The sequence below is a fragment of the Sporosarcina sp. FSL W7-1283 genome, from assembly GCF_038003105.1.
In the GTDB taxonomy this organism is placed as follows: Bacteria; Bacillota; Bacilli; order Bacillales_A; family Planococcaceae; genus Sporosarcina; species Sporosarcina newyorkensis.
The window spans coordinates 1,888,337-1,908,618 of record NZ_JBBOOL010000001.1; the positions used below are offsets into that span (position 1 = coordinate 1,888,337).

General features: G+C 40.1%; 25 protein-coding genes and 1 pseudogene. 4 read left to right on the forward strand and 22 right to left on the reverse strand.

Annotated elements, in window-relative coordinates; all coding sequences use genetic code 11:
* Window positions 1–17 precede the first annotated feature (17 nt).
* From MKY93_RS09290 to MKY93_RS09325, 8 genes and pseudogenes are all read right to left on the reverse strand, one after another.
* Window positions 18–599, reverse strand: a complete 582-nt coding sequence (locus MKY93_RS09290; RefSeq protein ID WP_340758878.1) for a uridine kinase — start codon at window positions 597–599, stop codon at window positions 18–20.
* 491 nt (window positions 600–1,090) lie between these two features.
* A complete protein-coding gene (locus MKY93_RS09295) occupies window positions 1,091–1,891 on the reverse strand; it encodes an alpha/beta fold hydrolase (protein WP_340758879.1) in 801 nt (266 codons plus the stop codon).
* Window positions 1,884–2,024: a hypothetical protein gene (locus MKY93_RS09300; protein WP_340758880.1), complete on the reverse strand. Its 141-nt coding sequence runs from the start codon at window positions 2,022–2,024 to the stop codon at window positions 1,884–1,886. The genes MKY93_RS09295 and MKY93_RS09300 overlap by 8 nt, the downstream gene beginning before the upstream one ends.
* Before the next feature lie 163 nt (window positions 2,025–2,187).
* Window positions 2,188–2,601 (reverse strand): carboxymuconolactone decarboxylase family protein, encoded by a 414-nt coding sequence (locus MKY93_RS09305; RefSeq protein ID WP_340758881.1) that lies wholly within the window; start codon window positions 2,599–2,601, stop codon window positions 2,188–2,190.
* Window positions 2,602–2,839: 238 nt separating this feature from the next.
* Window positions 2,840–3,277 (reverse strand): annotated as a pseudogene (locus MKY93_RS09310) (VOC family protein).
* A gap of 480 nt (window positions 3,278–3,757) precedes the next feature.
* On the reverse strand, window positions 3,758–6,022 hold the full coding sequence (locus MKY93_RS09315; RefSeq protein ID WP_340758882.1) for an S-layer homology domain-containing protein: 2,265 nt from the start codon (window positions 6,020–6,022) through the stop codon (window positions 3,758–3,760).
* 378 nt (window positions 6,023–6,400) lie between these two features.
* On the reverse strand, window positions 6,401–7,375 hold the full coding sequence (locus MKY93_RS09320) for a proline dehydrogenase family protein (RefSeq protein ID WP_340758883.1): 975 nt from the start codon (window positions 7,373–7,375) through the stop codon (window positions 6,401–6,403).
* An 88-nt stretch (window positions 7,376–7,463) separates the two neighbouring features.
* A complete protein-coding gene (locus MKY93_RS09325; protein ID WP_340758884.1) occupies window positions 7,464–8,114 on the reverse strand; it encodes a DUF3298 and DUF4163 domain-containing protein in 651 nt (216 codons plus the stop codon).
* Between the two features lie 87 nt (window positions 8,115–8,201).
* Between MKY93_RS09325 and MKY93_RS09330 the strand changes: the two genes are divergently transcribed.
* Window positions 8,202–8,579 (forward strand): nucleotide excision repair endonuclease, encoded by a 378-nt coding sequence (locus tag MKY93_RS09330; RefSeq protein WP_340758885.1) that lies wholly within the window; start codon window positions 8,202–8,204, stop codon window positions 8,577–8,579.
* Window positions 8,580–8,613: 34 nt separating this feature from the next.
* On the opposite strand, the gene MKY93_RS09335 is transcribed toward MKY93_RS09330, so the two are convergent.
* From MKY93_RS09335 to MKY93_RS09355, 5 genes are all read right to left on the reverse strand, one after another.
* Window positions 8,614–8,964, reverse strand: coding sequence for a YolD-like family protein (locus MKY93_RS09335; protein ID WP_078816711.1), 351 nt, complete (start codon window positions 8,962–8,964; stop codon window positions 8,614–8,616).
* Window positions 8,965–9,145: 181 nt separating this feature from the next.
* A complete protein-coding gene (locus MKY93_RS09340) occupies window positions 9,146–9,430 on the reverse strand; it encodes a hypothetical protein (protein WP_340758886.1) in 285 nt (94 codons plus the stop codon).
* Between the two features lie 300 nt (window positions 9,431–9,730).
* Window positions 9,731–10,744, reverse strand: coding sequence for an LCP family protein (locus MKY93_RS09345; protein WP_340758887.1), 1,014 nt, complete (start codon window positions 10,742–10,744; stop codon window positions 9,731–9,733).
* Complete coding sequence (locus tag MKY93_RS09350; RefSeq protein ID WP_040758077.1) at window positions 10,734–11,261, reverse strand: sigma-70 family RNA polymerase sigma factor; 528 nt, start codon at window positions 11,259–11,261, stop codon at window positions 10,734–10,736. The genes MKY93_RS09345 and MKY93_RS09350 overlap by 11 nt, the downstream gene beginning before the upstream one ends.
* A gap of 186 nt (window positions 11,262–11,447) precedes the next feature.
* Window positions 11,448–13,166 (reverse strand): methyl-accepting chemotaxis protein, encoded by a 1,719-nt coding sequence (locus tag MKY93_RS09355; RefSeq protein ID WP_009496518.1) that lies wholly within the window; start codon window positions 13,164–13,166, stop codon window positions 11,448–11,450.
* 389 nt (window positions 13,167–13,555) lie between these two features.
* Here MKY93_RS09355 and MKY93_RS09360 point away from each other — a divergent pair, with 389 nt between their 5' ends.
* Complete coding sequence (locus MKY93_RS09360; protein WP_009496516.1) at window positions 13,556–13,981, forward strand: MarR family winged helix-turn-helix transcriptional regulator; 426 nt, start codon at window positions 13,556–13,558, stop codon at window positions 13,979–13,981.
* A 69-nt stretch (window positions 13,982–14,050) separates the two neighbouring features.
* Here the strand turns inward: MKY93_RS09360 and MKY93_RS09365 are convergent, their stop codons facing one another.
* Window positions 14,051–14,803: an SDR family NAD(P)-dependent oxidoreductase gene (locus MKY93_RS09365; RefSeq protein ID WP_078816715.1), complete on the reverse strand. Its 753-nt coding sequence runs from the start codon at window positions 14,801–14,803 to the stop codon at window positions 14,051–14,053.
* Window positions 14,804–15,124: 321 nt separating this feature from the next.
* On the opposite strand from MKY93_RS09365, the gene MKY93_RS09370 reads away from it, so the two are divergent.
* Entirely contained in the window at window positions 15,125–15,538 is a 414-nt protein-coding gene (locus MKY93_RS09370; RefSeq protein WP_245799445.1) for a DUF948 domain-containing protein, read from the forward strand.
* Window positions 15,539–15,543: 5 nt separating this feature from the next.
* Entirely contained in the window at window positions 15,544–15,984 is a 441-nt protein-coding gene (locus MKY93_RS09375) for a DUF948 domain-containing protein (protein WP_009496513.1), read from the forward strand.
* Window positions 15,985–16,089: 105 nt separating this feature from the next.
* Here the strand turns inward: MKY93_RS09375 and MKY93_RS09380 are convergent, their stop codons facing one another.
* The 8 genes from MKY93_RS09380 to yhfH all read right to left on the reverse strand — a co-directional run bounded on the left by MKY93_RS09380 (window position 16,090) and on the right by yhfH (window position 20,214).
* Entirely contained in the window at window positions 16,090–16,596 is a 507-nt protein-coding gene (locus MKY93_RS09380) for a GNAT family N-acetyltransferase (protein WP_078816716.1), read from the reverse strand.
* Window positions 16,597–16,751: 155 nt separating this feature from the next.
* Complete coding sequence (locus tag MKY93_RS09385; RefSeq protein WP_078816717.1) at window positions 16,752–17,249, reverse strand: AAA family ATPase; 498 nt, start codon at window positions 17,247–17,249, stop codon at window positions 16,752–16,754.
* Between the two features lie 117 nt (window positions 17,250–17,366).
* Entirely contained in the window at window positions 17,367–17,798 is a 432-nt protein-coding gene (locus MKY93_RS09390) for a WapI family immunity protein (RefSeq protein ID WP_340758888.1), read from the reverse strand.
* Window positions 17,799–18,125: 327 nt separating this feature from the next.
* Window positions 18,126–18,524, reverse strand: a complete 399-nt coding sequence (locus MKY93_RS09395; protein WP_078816719.1) for a hypothetical protein — start codon at window positions 18,522–18,524, stop codon at window positions 18,126–18,128.
* Between the two features lie 29 nt (window positions 18,525–18,553).
* A complete protein-coding gene (locus MKY93_RS09400) occupies window positions 18,554–18,709 on the reverse strand; it encodes a helix-turn-helix transcriptional regulator (RefSeq protein ID WP_246602762.1) in 156 nt (51 codons plus the stop codon).
* Window positions 18,710–19,072: 363 nt separating this feature from the next.
* A complete protein-coding gene (locus MKY93_RS09405; RefSeq protein WP_340758889.1) occupies window positions 19,073–19,528 on the reverse strand; it encodes a DUF948 domain-containing protein in 456 nt (151 codons plus the stop codon).
* Between the two features lie 15 nt (window positions 19,529–19,543).
* Window positions 19,544–19,969 (reverse strand): DUF948 domain-containing protein, encoded by a 426-nt coding sequence (locus tag MKY93_RS09410; protein ID WP_040758073.1) that lies wholly within the window; start codon window positions 19,967–19,969, stop codon window positions 19,544–19,546.
* A gap of 116 nt (window positions 19,970–20,085) precedes the next feature.
* The gene (gene yhfH / locus MKY93_RS09415) at window positions 20,086–20,214 is read right to left on the reverse strand and encodes a protein YhfH (RefSeq protein ID WP_143759236.1); all 129 of its coding nucleotides are present in this window, start codon (window positions 20,212–20,214) and stop codon (window positions 20,086–20,088) included.
* Between the last annotated feature and the right edge of the window lie 68 nt (window positions 20,215–20,282).

A 20,282-nucleotide genomic window follows, 5' to 3' on the forward strand; every position in this document is an offset into this window, starting at 1 on the left:
GCAGAAATCGCTCAACCTCATCTATCAATATAGTGAGCAGATGCCAGAGGCTTACACAACTTCATATACATCTCCTCTGCTGGAAAATACCTGCGTTCGTACTTGCTAATAATCTCTTCCTTCGTGCCGATATAGACATCTCTGTCGATTACACGCTTGAGTCTCGTCTGTTTGTCGACATTAAGAAAAATGACATGATCCACATACGGTCTTATTTCAGGACGCTGCAGAAAAACCCCTTCGATAAGTACGATCGAGCCAGACGGAATGTCAATTTCTTGTTCGATATAACCATCTGTTTCCTTGTCATAGAGCTCGATTGTCCGCCTCACTTCACCCTCATTTTTTAAGGGGGCTAACAGCTCATTGATCAAATATTCATAGCGCCATTGCAAATAATAATAGCCATACCACTCTTCATACTCTTCGTTGTAACGGATCTTTTTAGGATGAATGAAATCATCCAGATGAAAAAGGTGCACGCCTTTTATCGCCTGCTGAAGATCCCGCGCATATGTCGATTTTCCTGAACCTCCCAAGCCGTCGATTCCGATCACGACGGTGCGGCCGGTATGTAAGTTGGGTAAATTTGCTGACACGTTAGAAATACCTCCTTGCAAATTCTTTTTACGACGTAGCCCTTAGTCTGCTGATATACGTGACGAAAAGTATAAGTAGAAATAACAAAGCCACAGCAGACAATAGTACTCCCATATCAGTTGAAATTCCTTTTTTAAAAATGAGAGTATTTAAAAACAAAATGCCAAAAAAGATCATGGCATGAAACACAGTATTCTTAGAAATTCTCATCTTCCCGTATCCTTCCCTTCCAACTAATGGTACGGAAAACACCAAGTGAAGGTTTCATTTTCAATCTGGTTGTGGAATTGCCATCATTCTGTTCATCAGCTTCCATTATGATCTTGGAATACTTTTGCGCGTTCTCTCAAAGAGCTGTAATATGAACCCCCCCGTGTGCGGTAAAGAATTCAGGAAGGATTACGTAGTACTTAGATAAAAGAGCTGATTTATAAATACCCCCTCGATAATGAATCGATTCAGCAAAAGTGCCCGTCCGTTGAATAGTCTTTTATAATATGGATTGAACAAAGGTATCCAGTAATTCATTAAATTCTTCATAGTTATCATAATTTGCATTGTGAGAAGCATTACGAATTACTTTTAATGGATAACCCCTTTTTACCGCCCAGTTATTACAATACTTTTTTATATAGCCTGTTTTATCGTACTCTCCATAGGTGATGAGGACTTGACAGTTAAACTGGACTTCATCTTCTACTTTTAAAAATTCGTCATAAACCGCCCCAGTTGCCGTTAGCATGTCTTGTTTGCCTAAATGAAGCAGCGTATTGTACATACTTTTCCTTGCTTCTTCTGTTATCGTAATGGCTTTTGCTCCTGCTTTACAGTAGTAACTAAAAGGGTACAGTCTAGCAATGGTAGAATAATGTTTAATCCAAAAGAGTTCTGGACTTCTGTAATAACCTTTACCAAAAGGCGTTGTGCCTATTCCTATAAATCCTGTTACTTTGTCTTCGTGATCCCGGATGAATGACTGGGCAATATACCCTCCTGCTGATTGTCCCACTAAGACGATTTTATTTATGTTTTCTTGTTCAATTATGGTCAATAGCTCCGCGTTAACATTCGAGAAAGAAAAATTAGTATAAGGTCTTGATTTTCCATGCAGAGGCCAATCCCAAGTTATCAACTTATACTTATCAGATAAATACTGGACTTGCTTGTCAAAAAGTGTGTGATCTGCTGTTAGTCCGTGGCAAAAAACAATTGCAAATTCATTGCGCAGGTCCAATTCATTTGTCCAGTAATAAACTGTTCCCTCTGATGATTGTATCTTTTTCTCAATCATTGGCGAGACCCCCATATTCATGTGCAGCTCGTGTGCAATAGGCATATCCAAACAATTCAACATCTGGAAAATAGCCTCCATCTCTAATAAGTACCATAATTCCTTTAGTTGTTTCCTTCACATGTAACTCCATACAACAACCCTTTTTAGCATGTACATTTAGAAGTGTGCTTCCTGTCAAAAATGGTTCTAACCCACCTGAAAAAATGCGGATTAGAACCATTTTATTTTTCGAACAGTTGAAAACCAATTATCCGTTTCTGTTGATCTTTCATTCAACTATCTTAGTAAAGAATCTAGTTATCGTCCGGTAATGTAACCGATACACCGCGTTCTGCAAATACTTTCTTTGCGACGGTTAAAGCATTTAAAACACTCGGGAATCCCGTATATGGGATCAGGTGCATGATGCAGCCTACAATTTCATCCGGTGTCAAGCCAACGTTCAACCCGGTCTTGATATGCATCTCAATCTGCGGCTTTCCCTGTGCAACAAGTGCTGTAATGGTGGTAAGGACTTTCTGCTTGTTATCCAATCCCGGACGTGAGTAGATTTCTCCAAAAGCGAATTCCACAACGTATTTGCTTAAATCGGGCGCAATGTCTTTAAATCCTTCCCCAATGTCCATCTCGCCGGTTGGATTTTCATCACCTGATAACGTAAGCTCCTTTAATTTCTCTAAACCTTGCTGGTAACGATCTTCTGTCATGTACATAACCTCCCTGATACGATCATTCGCCATTTTTAAAGCGCTTCATGCCTCACACTTTCGTTGGTGTGGACCAGTGGCAATGGCTTTATCCATTGTAACAAAGATTTCGAAAAATCCAACTTTCATTTTTAGAAATCGATTGTATCTTTTTCACTTTGAGAACATGAAGATTAGATGAAAGAAAAAAGCATTAGAATCACGAGTGATTGATGGGGAGAAAACCGCCAACCAAAATTTAATTGATTTTCTCCGCCAATTCCAAAACAATCCCTTCCGGCCCACGAACGTAACATAATTTAAAAACATTTTCGTAGTTTTGTATCTCACCTAAAAGTTCTGAGCCACTTTTTTTCAACTTGGCAACAATGGCTTCAATATTTTCGACAGCTAATGCAATATGACAGACACCCAAAGTTGGTGGAAAATAGTGTTGAAAATCTTTACTATCTGAAAGTGTGTGGAATTTGACTAGCTCCAATTTTTTCTCACCGTCCGGCATACCTAACATTACAACCGTCTTTCTAAGGTCAGTTAATCCAATTTCGAGTTCAATCCACTCACCTTCTACTTATGCTTCTCCCAGCACTTCAAGCCCGAAATCGAGAAAAAATTCTTTAGCAGCAGTGAGGTCATTTACGATTATACCTACATGATCAATTTTACGAATTTTGATATCTGTACCTCCTTGTCCCTGTTATTTTGCAACGTCCTGCATTCATATTAAGTTTGTTTCAGCTCTATTAGTTTCGGCATTCCATAGCCGAAAGAGTTTATTGAGAAAAGAAGGTATCGAAATGAAGCCAAGCATAAATTTGAAACAAATATCTTGGCCATCTCCCTGCAGATTAATTTCAACATCTCCTGATCCAAAATTCATAACAAAGCGACTTGTATATTGATTTTCCATAAAACCAGTCCTTTAATTAATCTCTTAACTCATTTAGCCTCATTCTAAACTTTCCAATTTCGCTTTCCTAGTTAAATCCCTATTCATTAGTTTTAAGTCATTCACAAAACCTCTTGTCCCCTTCTTTACCCCCTTCAACCAATTAAGGTATGTAATGTTCATTTCAACACATTTTTTCGCATGTGCAGTCTTATTTCAGAACGAATCCGCTAATTTACTACAAAGGCATCTACACACCATTTTACTTTACAAAGCATCTGTATGCTCGATTCCATTAGGTAATAAGTTAGACATATCGATCCGTTTCAGCCCCTCTTTAATTTTAGTTGTATACCCTTTCTTATTTTTATCTAAATAGCCTGCTTTTGACTCGATCATCCGCTTAAACACAGGCGTTTTTGCTTCGTCTACAGCAAGCCAGTTCTCATAGGAATCAATCAAATCTTCCAATGTCAGATGGGTATAGTCCCTTCCTGCAAACTCTCCATCGGGTGTCCGCTTATACCATATATCCCCATCATCCCGGATCCAGCTTTTTTCTTCCAGCGCGATCGCTTTTTCAATCGCACTTGCTGTTTCTAGATAAACAGTATCCCCAAACTCTTGATAGGCCAATAAAAGAATGTTCATCCCGCCAAGCTGGTGATTCATGGACGTATGCGTAACCACCTTCTGCCTCACTGGGAAATAATCTGGAATATAATAAGCATCTGGCTTCAAACCACTGATATTCCCTTTTTCCTGCTGAGCGACAAGCAAATCAGCATAGTTGCGCAGGCCTTCGCTCGCATCCGGATGTTCAAAAGCATTGCCGGCTTTATTTAAGAACAAGGCAATTTGTTCATTAAAACGCGTATCAATAAACGGAGCCGTAAAGCCGTACAAGTCTTTCAGGTAGGTACTGGTCACTTCTGTTTCCCAATACTGTTCCTCTCCTTTGAACAACTGTAAATTGACAAATGCATTATGCAACAGGTCTTCATAGAACCGCTCTTGCGTCTGTTGGTACAGTTCCATGGCACGGTCTTCTTTCATCATCAGCAAATTACGGCCATACGCATGTCCGGAAGCAGCAATCGGTTCCACGGTCTCGGCCATTTTACTGTAAGCTCCTTTGGCAGTATACCATTGATTGCGTTTTTTACTATGGAGGGCAAATTCATGCATCCAGTTATCCCTTTGTTCATCTGTAGAGAACAACTTGGTTCCGGATGAAAGAAGCCATTGATCTGTAACATCATCACCATGCGATTGCAATACAAATACAGACACACGCGTGCCGCCCATCACTATGCTGCTGTATACATCTTCTTCTGCCAGAAATTCGCGGGTACGGCTGCTCCCCTGCGCATAGTTTATTTCCAATTCACGGGAACGATACGATTTTCCGATCAGCTCCTGACTGATTTTGTCATCCGTCACCGTCTCCAGTAGACCAACAGGAAATGTCGTCACATCTTCGCCGACTAGTTTCTTCACTTCTTTTTTCGCAGAAAACTTGCTGAACGGTTCGAGTGCATTTGATTTAATTTCGTCTTCAGTCTGTACAAGATCTATACGGATCGGGGTCGTCTCGGGATTCCGTAACTCTGTAAATAAGAAATAGTCACTGTTTGGCAACTGGCGCTTGACCACGGTCATAGTTACAGAATCCTGCCCGTTCACACTGTACGTATACATTTGATCGGTTGCATGACCGTGAGCCTGCGTCCGTTTTTCAATCAACTGCAATTGCTGATCGGACCGCAGAAATACTTTACACTCCTCACCCAATGGTAATTCAATAAATTGCTCCGAATGAGGGACGGCTTCAAATGGTCCGATTGTTTCCGGTTCAGTGAGCTTTACAGCTGCCCGTTCTTTCAATGCGCCCGACTGAATCATCGTCCTATGTAAGAATACTGCGAAGGTCGCTCTTGTGACAGGTGATTTCGGATCAAACGAGCCGTCTTCTTTCCCTGTCGTAATACCATATTGTTTCAGCACGTTTACACTTTGTTTATGAGATATGCCGATTTCATTTTCATCCGTGAACCCACTTGCCGTCCCTGTGTTTTTTAAATTGAACGCGCTGACGATTGCGCTGGCCATCTGTTCTCTTGTTAAGGGGTCACTGACGCCGAACGCGCCGTCCGGTTTTCCGGCAAATATCTTTTCCTGGTATGTCGCCATCGCTCCACGTAAAAAGGATGACTCCTGACTGACATCTGTAAATATCGGTTCATATGGCGTATCGGGTAGTTGTAATGCACTTGCTAATAAATTGGCCGCCTGACCACGTGTTATAACAGCACTCGGTCTAAATTGAAAATCCGGATACCCGGCAATAATCCCTTCATCCGCCAGCTGCATCACTTCATCTTTGGCCCAGAATGTATTGTCTATATCCGAAAATCGCTGGTCCTGCACCGCAGCACCGAAATGGGAAAAAGACAGGCTGGCCAGGGTAATTAAAACAAATAACAAACTAATGAAAAGAACGACCTTTATTTTTCCGAACAATTTTCTCACTATATATTCACTCCGCTATCTGTTATTTTATTTAGAACCCTACAGACGGAGATTTTCTATAAAAGTTTCAAATCATTTGATAAAATAAGTGTATTTCTACTAAATGAAGCTTTATTTAGTAGAATCATAAGAAAAATAACACCTGGCAATTCGGCGTATGAGCGAGAATACTCCCTTTATGATCGCGGGGAGAAGACATATGAGCGAGTTTCGAGTCCGTATGAGCGGCAAACGGATGGATATGAGCGCCCGGCCGAAAATATGATCGCCGACGGGCATCTTATGAGTGTGAGGGTCCTAAAGAAACACTTGATATAAAAAAGGGCTATCCAAGAAATCGTCTAACGACTTCCCGGATAGCCCTATTCAATGATTTCGTCATTTCCCAAGCTTCGACAACCGCCCAAGCAAAAATGCACCTGCCGCCAAACCTATTACTGTATTGGTCTTCTTATTAAACACTTGCTTCACCATCAAATTCATATTTTGCGGACGTTCCGCCAATCTGCGCATGAAGTACCCATACCAATCTTCACCGAATGGTACATATGTACAGAAACGGTAGCCTTCCTTCGCTAACGCCAGCTGCAAGTCTTTGCGGAGTCCGTACAGCATCTGGAATTCGAATTGATCACGCTCGATGTCATGTTCTGCTGCAAAGCGTTTGACATGATCGATGATCCTATCATCATGCGTGGCAATTGAAGTGAACTTTCCATGAAGCAGATGCCACTCGATGATTCGGATGAAGTTCTCATCAATTTCTTGCTTTTTTTGATAGGCAACAGCAGGCGATTCTTTATATGCACCTTTCACCAGACGCATTCGCATGTCACGATAGGCACGCGTGTCTTTCAGTGCGCGATGAAAATATGCCTGAATGACGGTTCCAATGTTCGTATACCCTTCTTCTGATAATTCATTAACCAGACGGAAGGTAGGTTCAAGCCGCGGATAATTCTCCATATCCAAATTCACGAAGATGTCGTCGCGGCTTGCCTTTTCTGCTATCTCTTTTATTTGCTCTCTACAAAACTCATAATCGATGTCGAGGCCGAGCTGAGATGGTTTCAAGGAGATATGTGCATCCGCTTGCTGCTCGTGGATCGCCTTCACTACTGCTAAGATCTGTTCTTTCGCCCTGATAGCCTCGCTTTTGTCGTAAACAAATTCACCTAAATTATCAATGGTACACGCAATCCCTGCTTGATTCAGTTCTTTTACGCTGTCCATCATTTCTGTAATATTTGTTCCAGCCACTACCTGCTGTGCTCCAAGCTGTAAGCCATAGTTCCGAGCGGCGCGGTTCAACAATTGATTTTCGGATAAACCGATAAAGAGATCTCTTAGCATACATTCCACCTCATTTGTATAGTCTGTATATTCAAATTATAGCATTAATACTTCATATATTCCTACATATCTTCCACATGAAACTTTGTTAAACTCCGATAAATGGCAGCATTCTATCTGCAGGACTTCCTGGCTTGATGAGGTCTTCCAGGTCGAGTAGCGGAATCGGGAAATATGGGAAACCGGCTACGTAAGGTGAGATTTCATAGAGCTGGAAATAGACGACGAGGGAAGTATCTGCGATGTAGAAATCTTGGTCGGGTCGGATCTGTTTAAACGGCTCCAATACAGGCGTTTTCCATTTTTCAATATGTCGGCGGACATATTCAGAAATCCGCTGCACATATGGGCTGCCTGGCTTAAAGAGATCGGGCAAGCTATAGCTTCTGCCTGTACGTGTGTCGAACGTCAGTGACTTACAGACTGTCATCCCATGCGCCCCGCCAGTGAAGGAATAGACAATAAGATTTAAACTGAGGATCCCTCGTTGGTTGTTTTTTATTTCAAAATCAGCTACTAATTCGACCAAACTGGGTTCGTAATAATTTTGTTCCACAAGCAGTTTATTCATCTCCGTGAAAATCACTTGATTGAGCTGCTGCTGAATTTTCGGGTCCTCCAGCTGAATGATGACAGGATAATAAATATTCACTTTGGGTTTCGTATGCGACACATGATACGCTTGTATAACAGCAGGCAATTTCATGGATTCATCCTCTCCAAGGCATTTGTCTACCATATGCAAGGAACACACGGAAAGTTTCTCGCTTTTTCCCCTGCCATATGGTAGGATGGACACTTAATCATATGAGGATGTGAAGTAAAATTGATTACGATTCAATTACCAGAACCAGCTGTGACAATCATTCGCAGAAAGCAGGAACTGACGCCGGATACGACGCCAATCAAGCCGATCTTCGGTTTTATTGATTTCCATGAAATTCCCCGGGATAAAGGCGGTCTGTTGTTGTTTTACAACCAAAGTGACGAGCTATTATTCGTAGGGAAAGCAAGAAAGTTGCGCCCGCGTCTAAAAAAGCATTTTGAAGACCAAGTATCTCCATTGCGCAATCACCGTGAAGAAGTAGCGAAAATAGCTGCTATTCTTGTGGATGATCCAATGGAGCGCGAGATTTATGAAACGTATGTGATCAATACGGAACGCGCAAAGTACAATACAGAAAAAGCATTTTACAGAGACTAAACTGTCTGCATTCGCAGACAGTTTTTATTTTCGTTTATGCGCCATCTGTACCTTTTGCCAGTTGTACGTCGATAATGTCGGCAACAGGGATTCTTTCCGTACCGAAAGGATCGCCAAGCAGAATTGCGGAATTAGCAGAATCAAGCGCTTCGATCTCTCCCTGATGATAACGCACTTCACCGTCATGCCATGTCTTGATCAACAGTTCACACTTGCTTCGCCAGCCATGTTCCAGCGTCAGCTGCATCGATTGCAGCTCCCAGTCCGTCAGCTCTGATCGTTCCGTGTACTGATCTTCCTGCTGCCAGTCGCGTAGACGTTCTAAATGTTCAGGAAGCATCAGAGAAGTCCATTTGATATTTCCTCGGTCACGATTTCGCTCCATATAATGCTCCTTCCAAAACCGTATATATGTTCGTGATTATACAGAACATATATTCTGAATGCAATGTAAAAAAAGACCATCACAATTGATGATCTCTTTTTGTTCAATTTCATGATTCGGTGACGCAATGTCCTTATCAACAATTGCGCCCTTTAATTGCACAAAAAAGTTAACGCAAGAGTTATTTTCTATTTTTTAACTCTAAAAGTGTGGGAGTTATATTTAATAAAATCGCTATACTCGTTAAAATCCAAAACGCTTTTTCCATCGTAGGCACTACGTCTGATAAAGCAGCCCAATCTTCCGCCTTTACCCAATTGGAGACCATACTATAATCTGCAACAAGGGTTAGAGCAGTAAAAGATAACCCCATCGCCATTGCTAATTTATAATCTTTGCCTGTTCCATACATATATATATTTATAAAAGTTGCAGTTATTGCTAGGAGTCCGAATATTAGCCACAAAATTACACATCCTCCATTCATACTGAAAGTTCTTATTAATTAAGACGAAACGAGATAGTGAGCAGTTTCATAATTTCAGCATAATGACCCAATCCTGGTATATTGCTATGCCACAAACTCGTCTTGATACTTGAGGACCCAGTTTCATTTAATTTTTCATTAAATAGATAACGCTATCATTTCTTTCAACTTGATTGGATCAGTTCTTTTACTTATATAGTCAGACAAGCAATAGAACCATCGACGTGTTCCCCAAATCGGACTCAAATCAAAGATGTTTACCTTATTTTAAAACTCTTATCAGTTAAATGTAGTTAACTCTTCTAAAACTGAATTTAAAAATTTCTTCTCAAATTTAATATAGTATGACTCATTCATCATGGAACCTATCATTCCATCGGTTAAAGATACTAATTGTATCGGGGGAAGTTCCAATGGATTCTCCAATAATTGTTCAATTGGAAAATCACCTTCTATTTCAGTTGCAAATTGTTCTAATTGCGTTTGTGGTAACACGTTTATTGTTTGATTTATAACCGCATTAATGAGGTTTAATTGGTCTTTTTCACCCAATTCATTTCCCACTGTAGCATCCATCAGTAATGCCAAAACCTCTTCTCCATTCAAACGATGCGTTCCCTTTTTGAATTCAAATGCTACTTTGGATATTGCTCGGACTCGAATATCTTCTTGCAAGTCGTAATCTATACCATTCACTGAATCAATCATCTTTGAAAAAGCTTCTACATCCATCACAGCATAATAATCAATTGGTAAATCAAATAAATTAGAAATGGTTGTTCGTACATCTTCAATCCCTCCCGAACCATTTACATAAGCGTGCGACAATTTATCATATGGAGTAGTTTTTTCATTATCCAATATCGGAGCATAGGTATCACGAGGAATCGATAGAATCTTCATCATATTTTTATCTTTACTATAAGTAAATAAAAGGTTAATTGGTATTCTATTATTCTCATCTTTCACCGTTAATAAAGTAGTTGAAACTTCATTTTCTTGTACCACTGATTTGCTTGTATTTGCATTACCGTCAATATTTCCGTTGCTTTGGTTGGCAATATCTCTAGGTAGGATTGATGGAATAAACAAAATTATACACAAGCCCGCTACTACTAAAGATGCTGCAAGTGGGGTGAACTTTTTTGAAGAAAAAATAATGGATTTCTTTTTTGTATTATGCTTCTCCAGTTTATGAATTTTTTCAAATACCTCATTACGGTCTTCTTTCGTAAATCGTAGTTCTTGGTCATCCGCATTATAAAATTTTTCTCTTAATCGTTTATCTCCCATTCAGCTCTGCCTCCCTTATCATTAACTCTAATCTTTGTTTCGCTCTTCTTAATCGGGTTTTCACTGTATTGACCGGTATATCCAACACTTCGGCAATTTCCTCCATGTTTAGTGAATCATAGTAATATAGATAAACTACTTCCCGATACACTTTTGGAAGAGAAAAGACAGTATCCTTTATTTTTTTATTCCTGTATTTCTCGATAACTGTTTTTTCTGTTGATGGCAATATGGATTTTGCTGTTTCATTTATAAAGCTTTTTACTTGTACCATTTTGTAATTCCAGCTTTTTAAATGATCTTTACATTCGTTGATTGTTATGCGATATAGCCAGGTTTTGATTTGTGAGTCATAACGAAATGAATCAAGGTTTTTATAGCATTTGATAAACGAATTTTGAACCATGTCCTTAGCAGTCTCTGTGTCTTTCACGTAAGAGAATGCAAGCCGCATCAACTCATTACCGTATTTAATCATCACTCTCTCTAGTTCGAAATCTTTTTCTTCTTTGTTCAATCGACTATCCTCCCCTTCAAACCACTTCAAATTCAGCAATTAGACGATTATCAAATCATATTAGGTTCAATTTTTATAAAAATTAATTTAAGCACAAGTATAGCTTAAATAAAAAAGCCTGTATCCTGATTACAAGGTAATCAAAGATACAGGCTTTTCAGTTATTATTCTTTCTCAATAGATCGTCTAATTTTGTTCTGGCAATCGGAAGGAACCGACAAACACTTCGAGATCCTGTGCCATTTGATTCGTCTGCGTTGAGCGATCAGCAATTTCCTCGATACTTGCGGTCGTCTGCTCTGCAGCTGCAGCAATATTATTCGTCATATCTTCAATATCTCGAACCGAGTGCGTCAGATTCTCGATTAATTGCACGACTTCACCCGACTTTTCTGATTCTGAAGTCATCAGGCGTGAAATGTTTTTAATTTCTTCAACAGTTTCTGCCACAGCGGAAGAAATATTGCTCAATGACTGAGAGGTGAGTCGTACAGTTTCTGTACCTTTGGTAATATGCTTCGTATTTTCTGATGTGGAAGTGATGACTTGCTGAATTCGTTCTGAAATATCCTGAACCAATTTCTCCACTTCCAGCACTTCTTGATTGGACTGCTCCGCCAATTTTCGTACTTCTTCGGCAACTACCGCAAATCCTTTACCATGTTCGCCGGCACGAGCGGCTTCAATGGATGCGTTCAGGGCGAGCAAGTTCGTTTGTGCCGCAATTCCGGCAATCGACCCTGTAATATCTTGAATTTTCGTTGTGGATTCCACCAAGTTTTGAATGGTATCTCCAACTTCTTGTGACCCGGTTCGAATCAATTCCATGTCTCTGCTGATTTCGTTAGCCCGCTGTGCGCCTTCGAGCGCAATGTTCATCGTTTCATTGGAATTGACGAGCATAGCATCTGCATCTTCTTTCGTACTGCGTAAGTCGTTGGCCAAATTCGTTAAGATTTCCGTTGCACTTTCGGCGGTAGTTGTTCCATCTGTCACCGCTGTTGCCACTTCTTCAATGCTATTCGCAACCATAGAGACAGCTTCTCGCATTTCATTCAACGAACTAGAAGTTTCATTTGAATTCTCAGATAACTGATGCGATGTAGTGTTCATCGTCCCGATCATTTCTTGCAGGTTCACTGTCATGCGATTCAACGTGCGTGCCAAGTCCCCTACTTCATCGTTCGAGTGGACGGTTGTGGTTTCCACTGCCAAATCTCCATCCGCAATTTTCTTCGCTTGGACAATCAAGCTGGAAATCGGCTTCGTTTTTCGACGAATGAGGAAGCCTGTTACAATGGAAGCTAGCAGCATCGGAATAATGCTGATCAAAATGCCGTCGCGCACAACATCCCACGTACGATTTTTCACGATATCGGCATCAAAATCAATGACACTGACCGCAATAATTTCCTTGCTTGGATCATGGTCTTTATGGATAGGCGCATAACCGGATAATCTCTTCATGCCACCAAACTCATAAGGTTCGGAATAGGAAGGATGGGCGTGTGCCAGCAAATCGTCCACTGCTTTCTTATCCATGTGGAACGCATCTCCAGGCTTAAACCCTTTACTTTTCAGATTGTCATCCAATGCAATCAAATTACCATCCAAATCCAAAATATATTGCGTTTCAAATATATCTTTGTGATCAGTTGTCCAATTCAATGTTTTTCCAATTTCATCCTGCGTCTGAAGATCACCAGCCATCGCCTTTTCCATTTCATCCGGACGAATCAGACCGGTTGTAATATTGGCACAGCCATATGCTTCAATTCCAGCTGCGTCATATAATTTATCATATGCTGTTTTGTACGTGGCAATCGATGTGATCGCTAGCATTACTACTAAGATCCCGGCAATAATCGTTCCTAGTTGAAATGTTAGTGAATCTCTAAATTTCATCAATCTTTTTGCCCACCTTTCTCTTTCTAATCATCTAGTTCATTCGTTGTCTTAATAATACGCTATCAATCTGTAATTAAAAAGTAGAAATTGTAAATCTCTTTATTTTCGATAGCAAAGTAAAGTAGTTCATGGCGAATTTGTCATAGAAATGTTGTAAATACTCAAATTGCTGTATAATGAATAGTATATGAACATAAGGTTTATCTTTATTCAGCAGAAAACCCCCGCCTTTATGGCTGGTGAGAGGAATACGGTTTTCTTTCCTGTTCAACGGATTTCCAGAACAAAGATAAAGCTTCCGGCAGAGGTCACAAACTTTAAATCCAAAATTTGGGCGCAATACCGCCGGGACATAATTGATCATAAAAGAAAGGCAGGTGTCCCATTTGAAAGATGAACAAACCTTCTTCAATTTGCTCCATACGATGGATCAAGTAACGAATAAAATGCTCATTCGCTTCCAGCGTGAGTCTGAGTTGTCACTTGGCATTTCTCACATCCTAGTGCTGTTAGAACTACATAACAACGGGGAACTGCGTCCATCCGATCTGGCAGAGACTCTCGGCTATACGCCGGCCTCTCTTACTCATTTATCGACCAAACTCATCAAAAATGAATATATTACGCTGCGAAATGATAAAGAAGATCGACGTACGAAGTATTGGAATATCACACCTCTTGGCTTGGAGGTCTTGAATGAAGCTAAACGATACGGTCAACAAGTACGAACCGAATTTTTTAGCCATCTATCTGCCGCCGAGCAGAGCCAATTGTTAAAGATTTATACGAAGTTGAATGAGACATTCATCTGATTTTTAATGCGTCAAAAAAGGCTGTCACTGAAAGAAAATTCTTTCAGTGACAGCCTTTTGCATGCGTTATTATCGAAGTTTGATGGAACCGCCGTCCACCATCAATGTCTGACCTGTTATATAATCCGAGTCTTCGCTAGCCAGAAAAACAGCAGTCCGACCAATGTCTTTTTCAGGATCTCCAAGTCGACCTAAAGGATTCTTGCTGAGCATGGCTTTATAGAAATCAGGATGTTCTTCTGCCCACTGTTCAATCCCCGGAGTTTTCGCAATCGGGGAAATCAAGTTGCATGTAATACCATATTGTCCCCATTCGTTTGCAGCTACCCGAGTAACCGCACGGATCGCTTCTTTTGCAGCTGCATAGGAAACTTGATTGACGTCCCCGTTAATTCCTGCGCCTGATGCAAAATTCACGACTTTTCCCTTTGTCTCTTTTAAATGTGGAAGCGCTGCCTGCATCAAATAAAAAGTAGGGTAGAATCCCGTGCCGAATGAAAGGTCTAGGTCTTCTTTAGTTGTTTCCTCGAATGGCTTCATACGTGAAGCGTGCGCATTGTTGACCAAGATATCCAATTTCCCAAAGGTCTGGACTACTTTTTCCACAATAGATGGTAAGGTCAAATGATCGGATAGATCCGCCTGAATGAATATGGACTGAGGAGAGATTTCTTTCAGTTTTTCTATCGCTACCTCACCTGCTTGTTGATTGAAGTCGACAATGGCAACGATTGCACCTTCTTTTACATAGGCTGTTGCAATTCCAAAGCCGATGCCGCCTGCTCCCCCGGTAATGATGGCAACTTTGTTTTCTAGTTTCATAATCAACAACTCCTTCATGCAGTTAGTTTAACATTAAACAATAAGCGCAGTAAATGATTTCAACTCACAAAAAGGGCAGAAAAGTATTCCCTTTTGGCGCAACGAAATTTTTTTCGAAAATGAGATAGATACAAAGTGGATAAATCCTGTTTTTATGATATGTTAAGCATATCAAATAGAAGCCACAAGCAAGCTGGGGTTTAGATTCTCTTCATTTGTGGAAAGACAAGGGTATGGAACGTCAACCCGCAATTGCATTTCGGCAGACGTTTTGTATAAAATAGTTCATGTTTTTATTATGTGGAGGTGACGAGATTGAAGGTGCTCTTGTATATTAGTGCCATAGTCGCCGTAGCGGCCTTAGTAGTCATTGCAATTGCTATTATCAAAACGGCCAAAACGGTCAAAGAAGCAATGAAAGACGTAACGGACACGATGAAACGCGTAGAATTAAAAGTGGGTGGCATTACAGATAAGACGGATCAGCTGATGAATCAGACGAATCGAATTGCGGAAGATGCGAATGCCAAATTACAATCTGTTGATGGATTGGCGGCTTCGGCAAAGGAACTTCGTGATTCTACAGAGTATGTACAGCATTCCTTAACGAAAATAGCCGATCAAGTAGCTGCGCCCCCAGGAAAATACGCAAAACTGATGCAACAAACAACTGTTTTATCTGAAGCAGCAGCGCGTATGTATTACAGCGCGAAGCAACAGAAAGGAAAGAGGTGAATTTGATGGATTGGGTACTAGGCATAGGCGTCTTACTAATTGGCATTGCACTTATTATAGTAGCCGTCATTCTGATCAAACCGCTTGGGAAGTTAACCGAGGTGTTGGAAAGCGTTAAAAAGACGACAGATACCCTGCCGTCAACGGTAGCGGATTTAACGGGACAGACACAGCAAATACTTCACACAAGCAATGAAACGATCAGCAATGTAAACAAGCAAATTACAGAAGTAACGCCTGTTTTCGAAATCGTCGGCGATGTTGGTGAAGCGTCACGTGAGGTAACAACAGCTGCGCTCGATCGTTCCGTACGATTGAAAGAGCGTGTCGGAAATGCAAGTGACTTTGTGAAAGAGAAAGAATACAAAGGATTATACGGGTTAGTGACAATCGTGTTTTATTTGTTGCAACAGCGTAAAGAACTGAAGAAACTTCAAAAACTATAAGACATGATTGCCCTCCTGTAGTATGTTGCAGGAGGGCATTTTGCATGCAAACTACATTTAACAGGGTGGATGCCCCATTTGTGGAACAACTTCATCTTGCGGAACTCAAGAAAGACCTTTATTTGTATTCATTTCAATATAAAAAGGAATAATATCGACATAATGACCGTTTTTCTGTCTAAATCCTCCTGGAATTAAACCTAGCGGGGTAAATCCTAGTTTTTTGTATAGGTGAATCGCCCCTTCGTTCGTAGCCAGCACCGCATTAAATTGCATGATTCGAAAACCCAGTGATTTTGCTCTTTCCAATGAATCAACCACTAGCCTTTCGCCAATACGTTTACCTCTTTGTCCAGCTTTGACACCATAGGAAGCGTTGGCAATATGTCCGCAACGCCCTACATTATTCGGGTGTACAATATAAAGACCCACTATCTCACCGTTGTCGACGGCCACACCTGTATAGGATTGTTCTGCAAAAAAAGAACGTGCTTCCTCAATTGTCAATGGCTCCTCTTCTGGGAAAGCCATACCTTCTTCCACAATATCATTCCATATTGTGATCATGTGTGGTAAGTCCGCGTCTTCATATTTCCTAATAATTACTGCCACTCCAATTCCCCCTTTATAACAAATACTATTATTTCGCAAGCCATGATGCGTTAATGAAAAAAATGCCCTATGGCAGGCTCAATCAGAAATCATTTACCATTTAAGAAGAGCTCCCTTTTGTTGAAAGCTACCCCAATGTTGTGTTGAACTCCTTATTATTCTTTTCCACTAAACTCTAAAATATTTAAACCCTCGAATGCCTCTGGTGCTTCAAAAAAGTTAGTAACATGAGTAAACACCGCTTCCGTGTCAAAATCCGCTCTTTCAGGTTGTTCGTTACGCCTTTGTGCAATTTGACGTAAGCATTGCTCATTATTAAGATTAAGGAAAATTAATTGATGGCTTGCATTGACATCTAACACCATATCCAAAAACCATTTTCGTTGCTTTTGAGTGTTAGCTGGAAAATCCATCACTACATCTGTACCGACGCTTAATATATTTTGGACATGCTTTTTCACCAACGGCTTGATCTGCGCCGAAAATTTTAGATAATCCTCAAATGATCCGATTTGATTGGGATAAAGAGATGAAAGCCATTCATCCTCAGATAACAGTACCGCATGTTTATCTATTGCCATTTGTTTTGATTTAGTTGATTTTCCTGCGCCCATTTTTCCACAGAAAAAGTATAGCGTCCCTGATGGTTTCATATTTTTAAACCTCCAAGTTTATTTTAGTGGTGTTGCCCCACCTTGTAAAACATGTCATTCAACAATTGGGACCGATTATAGTATATGTTTTTAAACCGTCACGCCCATAATTGAAGACTACGGCTTACCTATTACTGGATATACATAGGTTATATCCTCTAACTCTTTAATAACCTCTTCTAAATAGGATTGATTTGATACAAATTCAAAGGTTAGTACCGCACCGCTTCCTGCTGGATAACATGTCTCTCCAGACCAATCTATATGACCCCGCTTATCCATTTCACCTTCAAGATGTATATAGTTTTCTAAACTTGTCAATTTCGCTTTCCCAGATAAATTCCTATGCATTAACTTTACGTCATTCAAAAAATCTCTAATTTCATCTGCTCTTAAACTTGCACTAAAGTCAACTGTATACCCTGGAATTTCAATTTTCACATTTGAACTAAGCCAGTTTCCGTCCCAATAATCAGAACTGTTCGGATACATACGAGCTAAGACATCTATTTCTAATACAGTTTTCTCTCCTAACAGATGGAACTTCATTTTAACACCTCACTCTATCGCTTATTCCATTAAGCCCACCCGATTGCCGACACTATATATAGGCTACTCTCCAATGCTTTTAACCTTTTCAAAAAGATAAAGTAGCACAATCGCCCCTAAAATAACCATAGCTAAGATGTAAAAATTTGATTTGAAAGCATGACTTAGGGAATCCATGCTACTTATAGCTACACCTCCTACAATAAAAGATTATATTACCATGGACAATACCCTGTCCTTCATATTAATCCCTCCAAAATTTGGCCCGATAATAAAAAATCCACGTTTCTTTATGCCGTTAAAGCGCACAAAATCACAGCCCTTAAATTACTTTTGAATCGACTGTACAACTTGAGCTATGGCAAATACTACTACACTTGCAGTGACTGCAAGAATCATGTAAGCAACAGGATCTAAGGATAAATTCTCTGTGTAATAGGCAATAATACCAACGGTTAAGAAAAGCAGGATAAAAATAAAAGAGATGAAACATGATACGAGTCGAACATTCCAAGTCCGTTCATCCTCCACAATTTCAGTTGAAGACCAACCTTCCTTAACCCCCTTTACAAAAAGAGTAATAGTGGTAAATCCATATAGGATAGAGATTAGCCCCCATAACCACCAAATCATCGCCCCATTGGAATATGATGAAATACTTACATATGCAAATGCCGCACACAATAACATATTGAATATCAACAATCCCCACTTTGGTAAACGCATACTGAATTCTCCTTTCTTGTTAATAAGTTTTAATCGTCAATCCAAAAAAGCTCGTCTAATGGTTTTTCTAAAAACCGTGCGATTAGAAGACATATTCGAATGGAAGGATTATATTTTTGTGCTTCAATTAAATTCATCGTCTGTCGGGTAACTCCGACCAAGTTGGCTAATTCTATTTGGGTCATCTTTCCCTTTTCAATCCGAGTAATTTTTACTTTATTTTTAACTGAGATTTCTTTCAAAAACCTTCACCTCAATTCCCTACTTTGATTGTAATATATAGTATCCAAATGTCAATTATAAATTACAAGATACATAAAACAATTCTGCACCTTTATTTAGATGCAGGCAATACAGTTAAGTTGGTTATGAGTTCTACATTCGTGCAGTAAATTCCTTGAAACTGTGTACATCAATAAAAACGGGGATACCAATTCATATACGAATGGTGTCCCCGTTAAGCTGTTATATATTATTTTCTATCCAAGGACCGAATTCACCAGCTTTCAGTAACCGGTGTTTTCAGGTGATGGTAACTTTTTCAAGGGTTAATCTTGCGCTACTCTTGAATGGGTTGATCCTGTAGAAGATTCTTTACGCTTTTTCAAGAAATAGTAACCTAACATCGCCGAGCCGTAAATATTACCAAGTCGTTTATTTTGCTCGGATTTATTAGCATGCTCACCTTTTTGCTGTACCGATGAAGTTACATCCACTAGAGAAGAAGTCAAACCTTGTGTGGTTTCACCGAGATCTCCAACTACTTGAAACAGCGGAGTCAAATTTTCTAATTTCGTATTCATATCCGCTAACGTGTTATTACTGTTTTGAATCAAATTTCCCGTTTCATCTAAAATGCCATTCAGTTGGCGAGGTAACTCCCCTACCGTCTTATCTACGTCCTGCAAGATATTCCCTACCTGCTGCAAGACTTTAGAGAAATAAATGGCTAAAATTATAAAGGCGATACCAATCAATACGACGCCAATTCCTACGAGATCCATCTTCATACCTCATTTCTATCGACTATTTTCCGTACTTTGTTTTCCTCGTTTCCATGAACGTAAGAGTTCGGAGCCAAATTCCCCATATTGAATCGCTTGAACGAATGGTTTCGTTCCTGGAAGTGATCCATCTTCTTCAAATTGCTTCGTTCGTTTCGTCAATTCTTCACTCAAGTACTGACTAGAACGTCCGACGTTTTCAATTGACGAGAAAAGCGGCGTCGTCGCATCCAATTTCACTTGAACATCTGTTGCCAACTCTTCCGTTTCGTTTAGTAAACCATTCACATATTCCAAGCTCTGATCCAAGTTCTCTTCCACTCGCTTCGCTGTTTTGGTGACCGTCAGTAACAAATGGGACGACTTCACAAGCAACATGGAGAGGTAGATGGCTACGATCAAAAACGCAATGGCTATAAATAGCACGCCAAGATACGCCATACATCCTTCCTCCTTTCCACAGACTGTATACATCTTATCATTCTATACCACTCAGGGTTTTTCTAAAACATTAAAAATCCTATGCTCCACAATGGAAGCATAGGATACAGTTGCTTTTACTCTTCATGACGGCCGATGCAGCGTTCGCACTCCACCAATACCGATTCGTGTTTTTCCGTGAACTTATCTCCACACTCCGGGCAAACCTTTTCAACCTTTTGTCTTTGCTCATTATTCATTTTCATCCTTAATTCCTCCATTCATTTTCTGTGATACACTGTACTGATACAGCAACTTTTATTGGTACTAATAT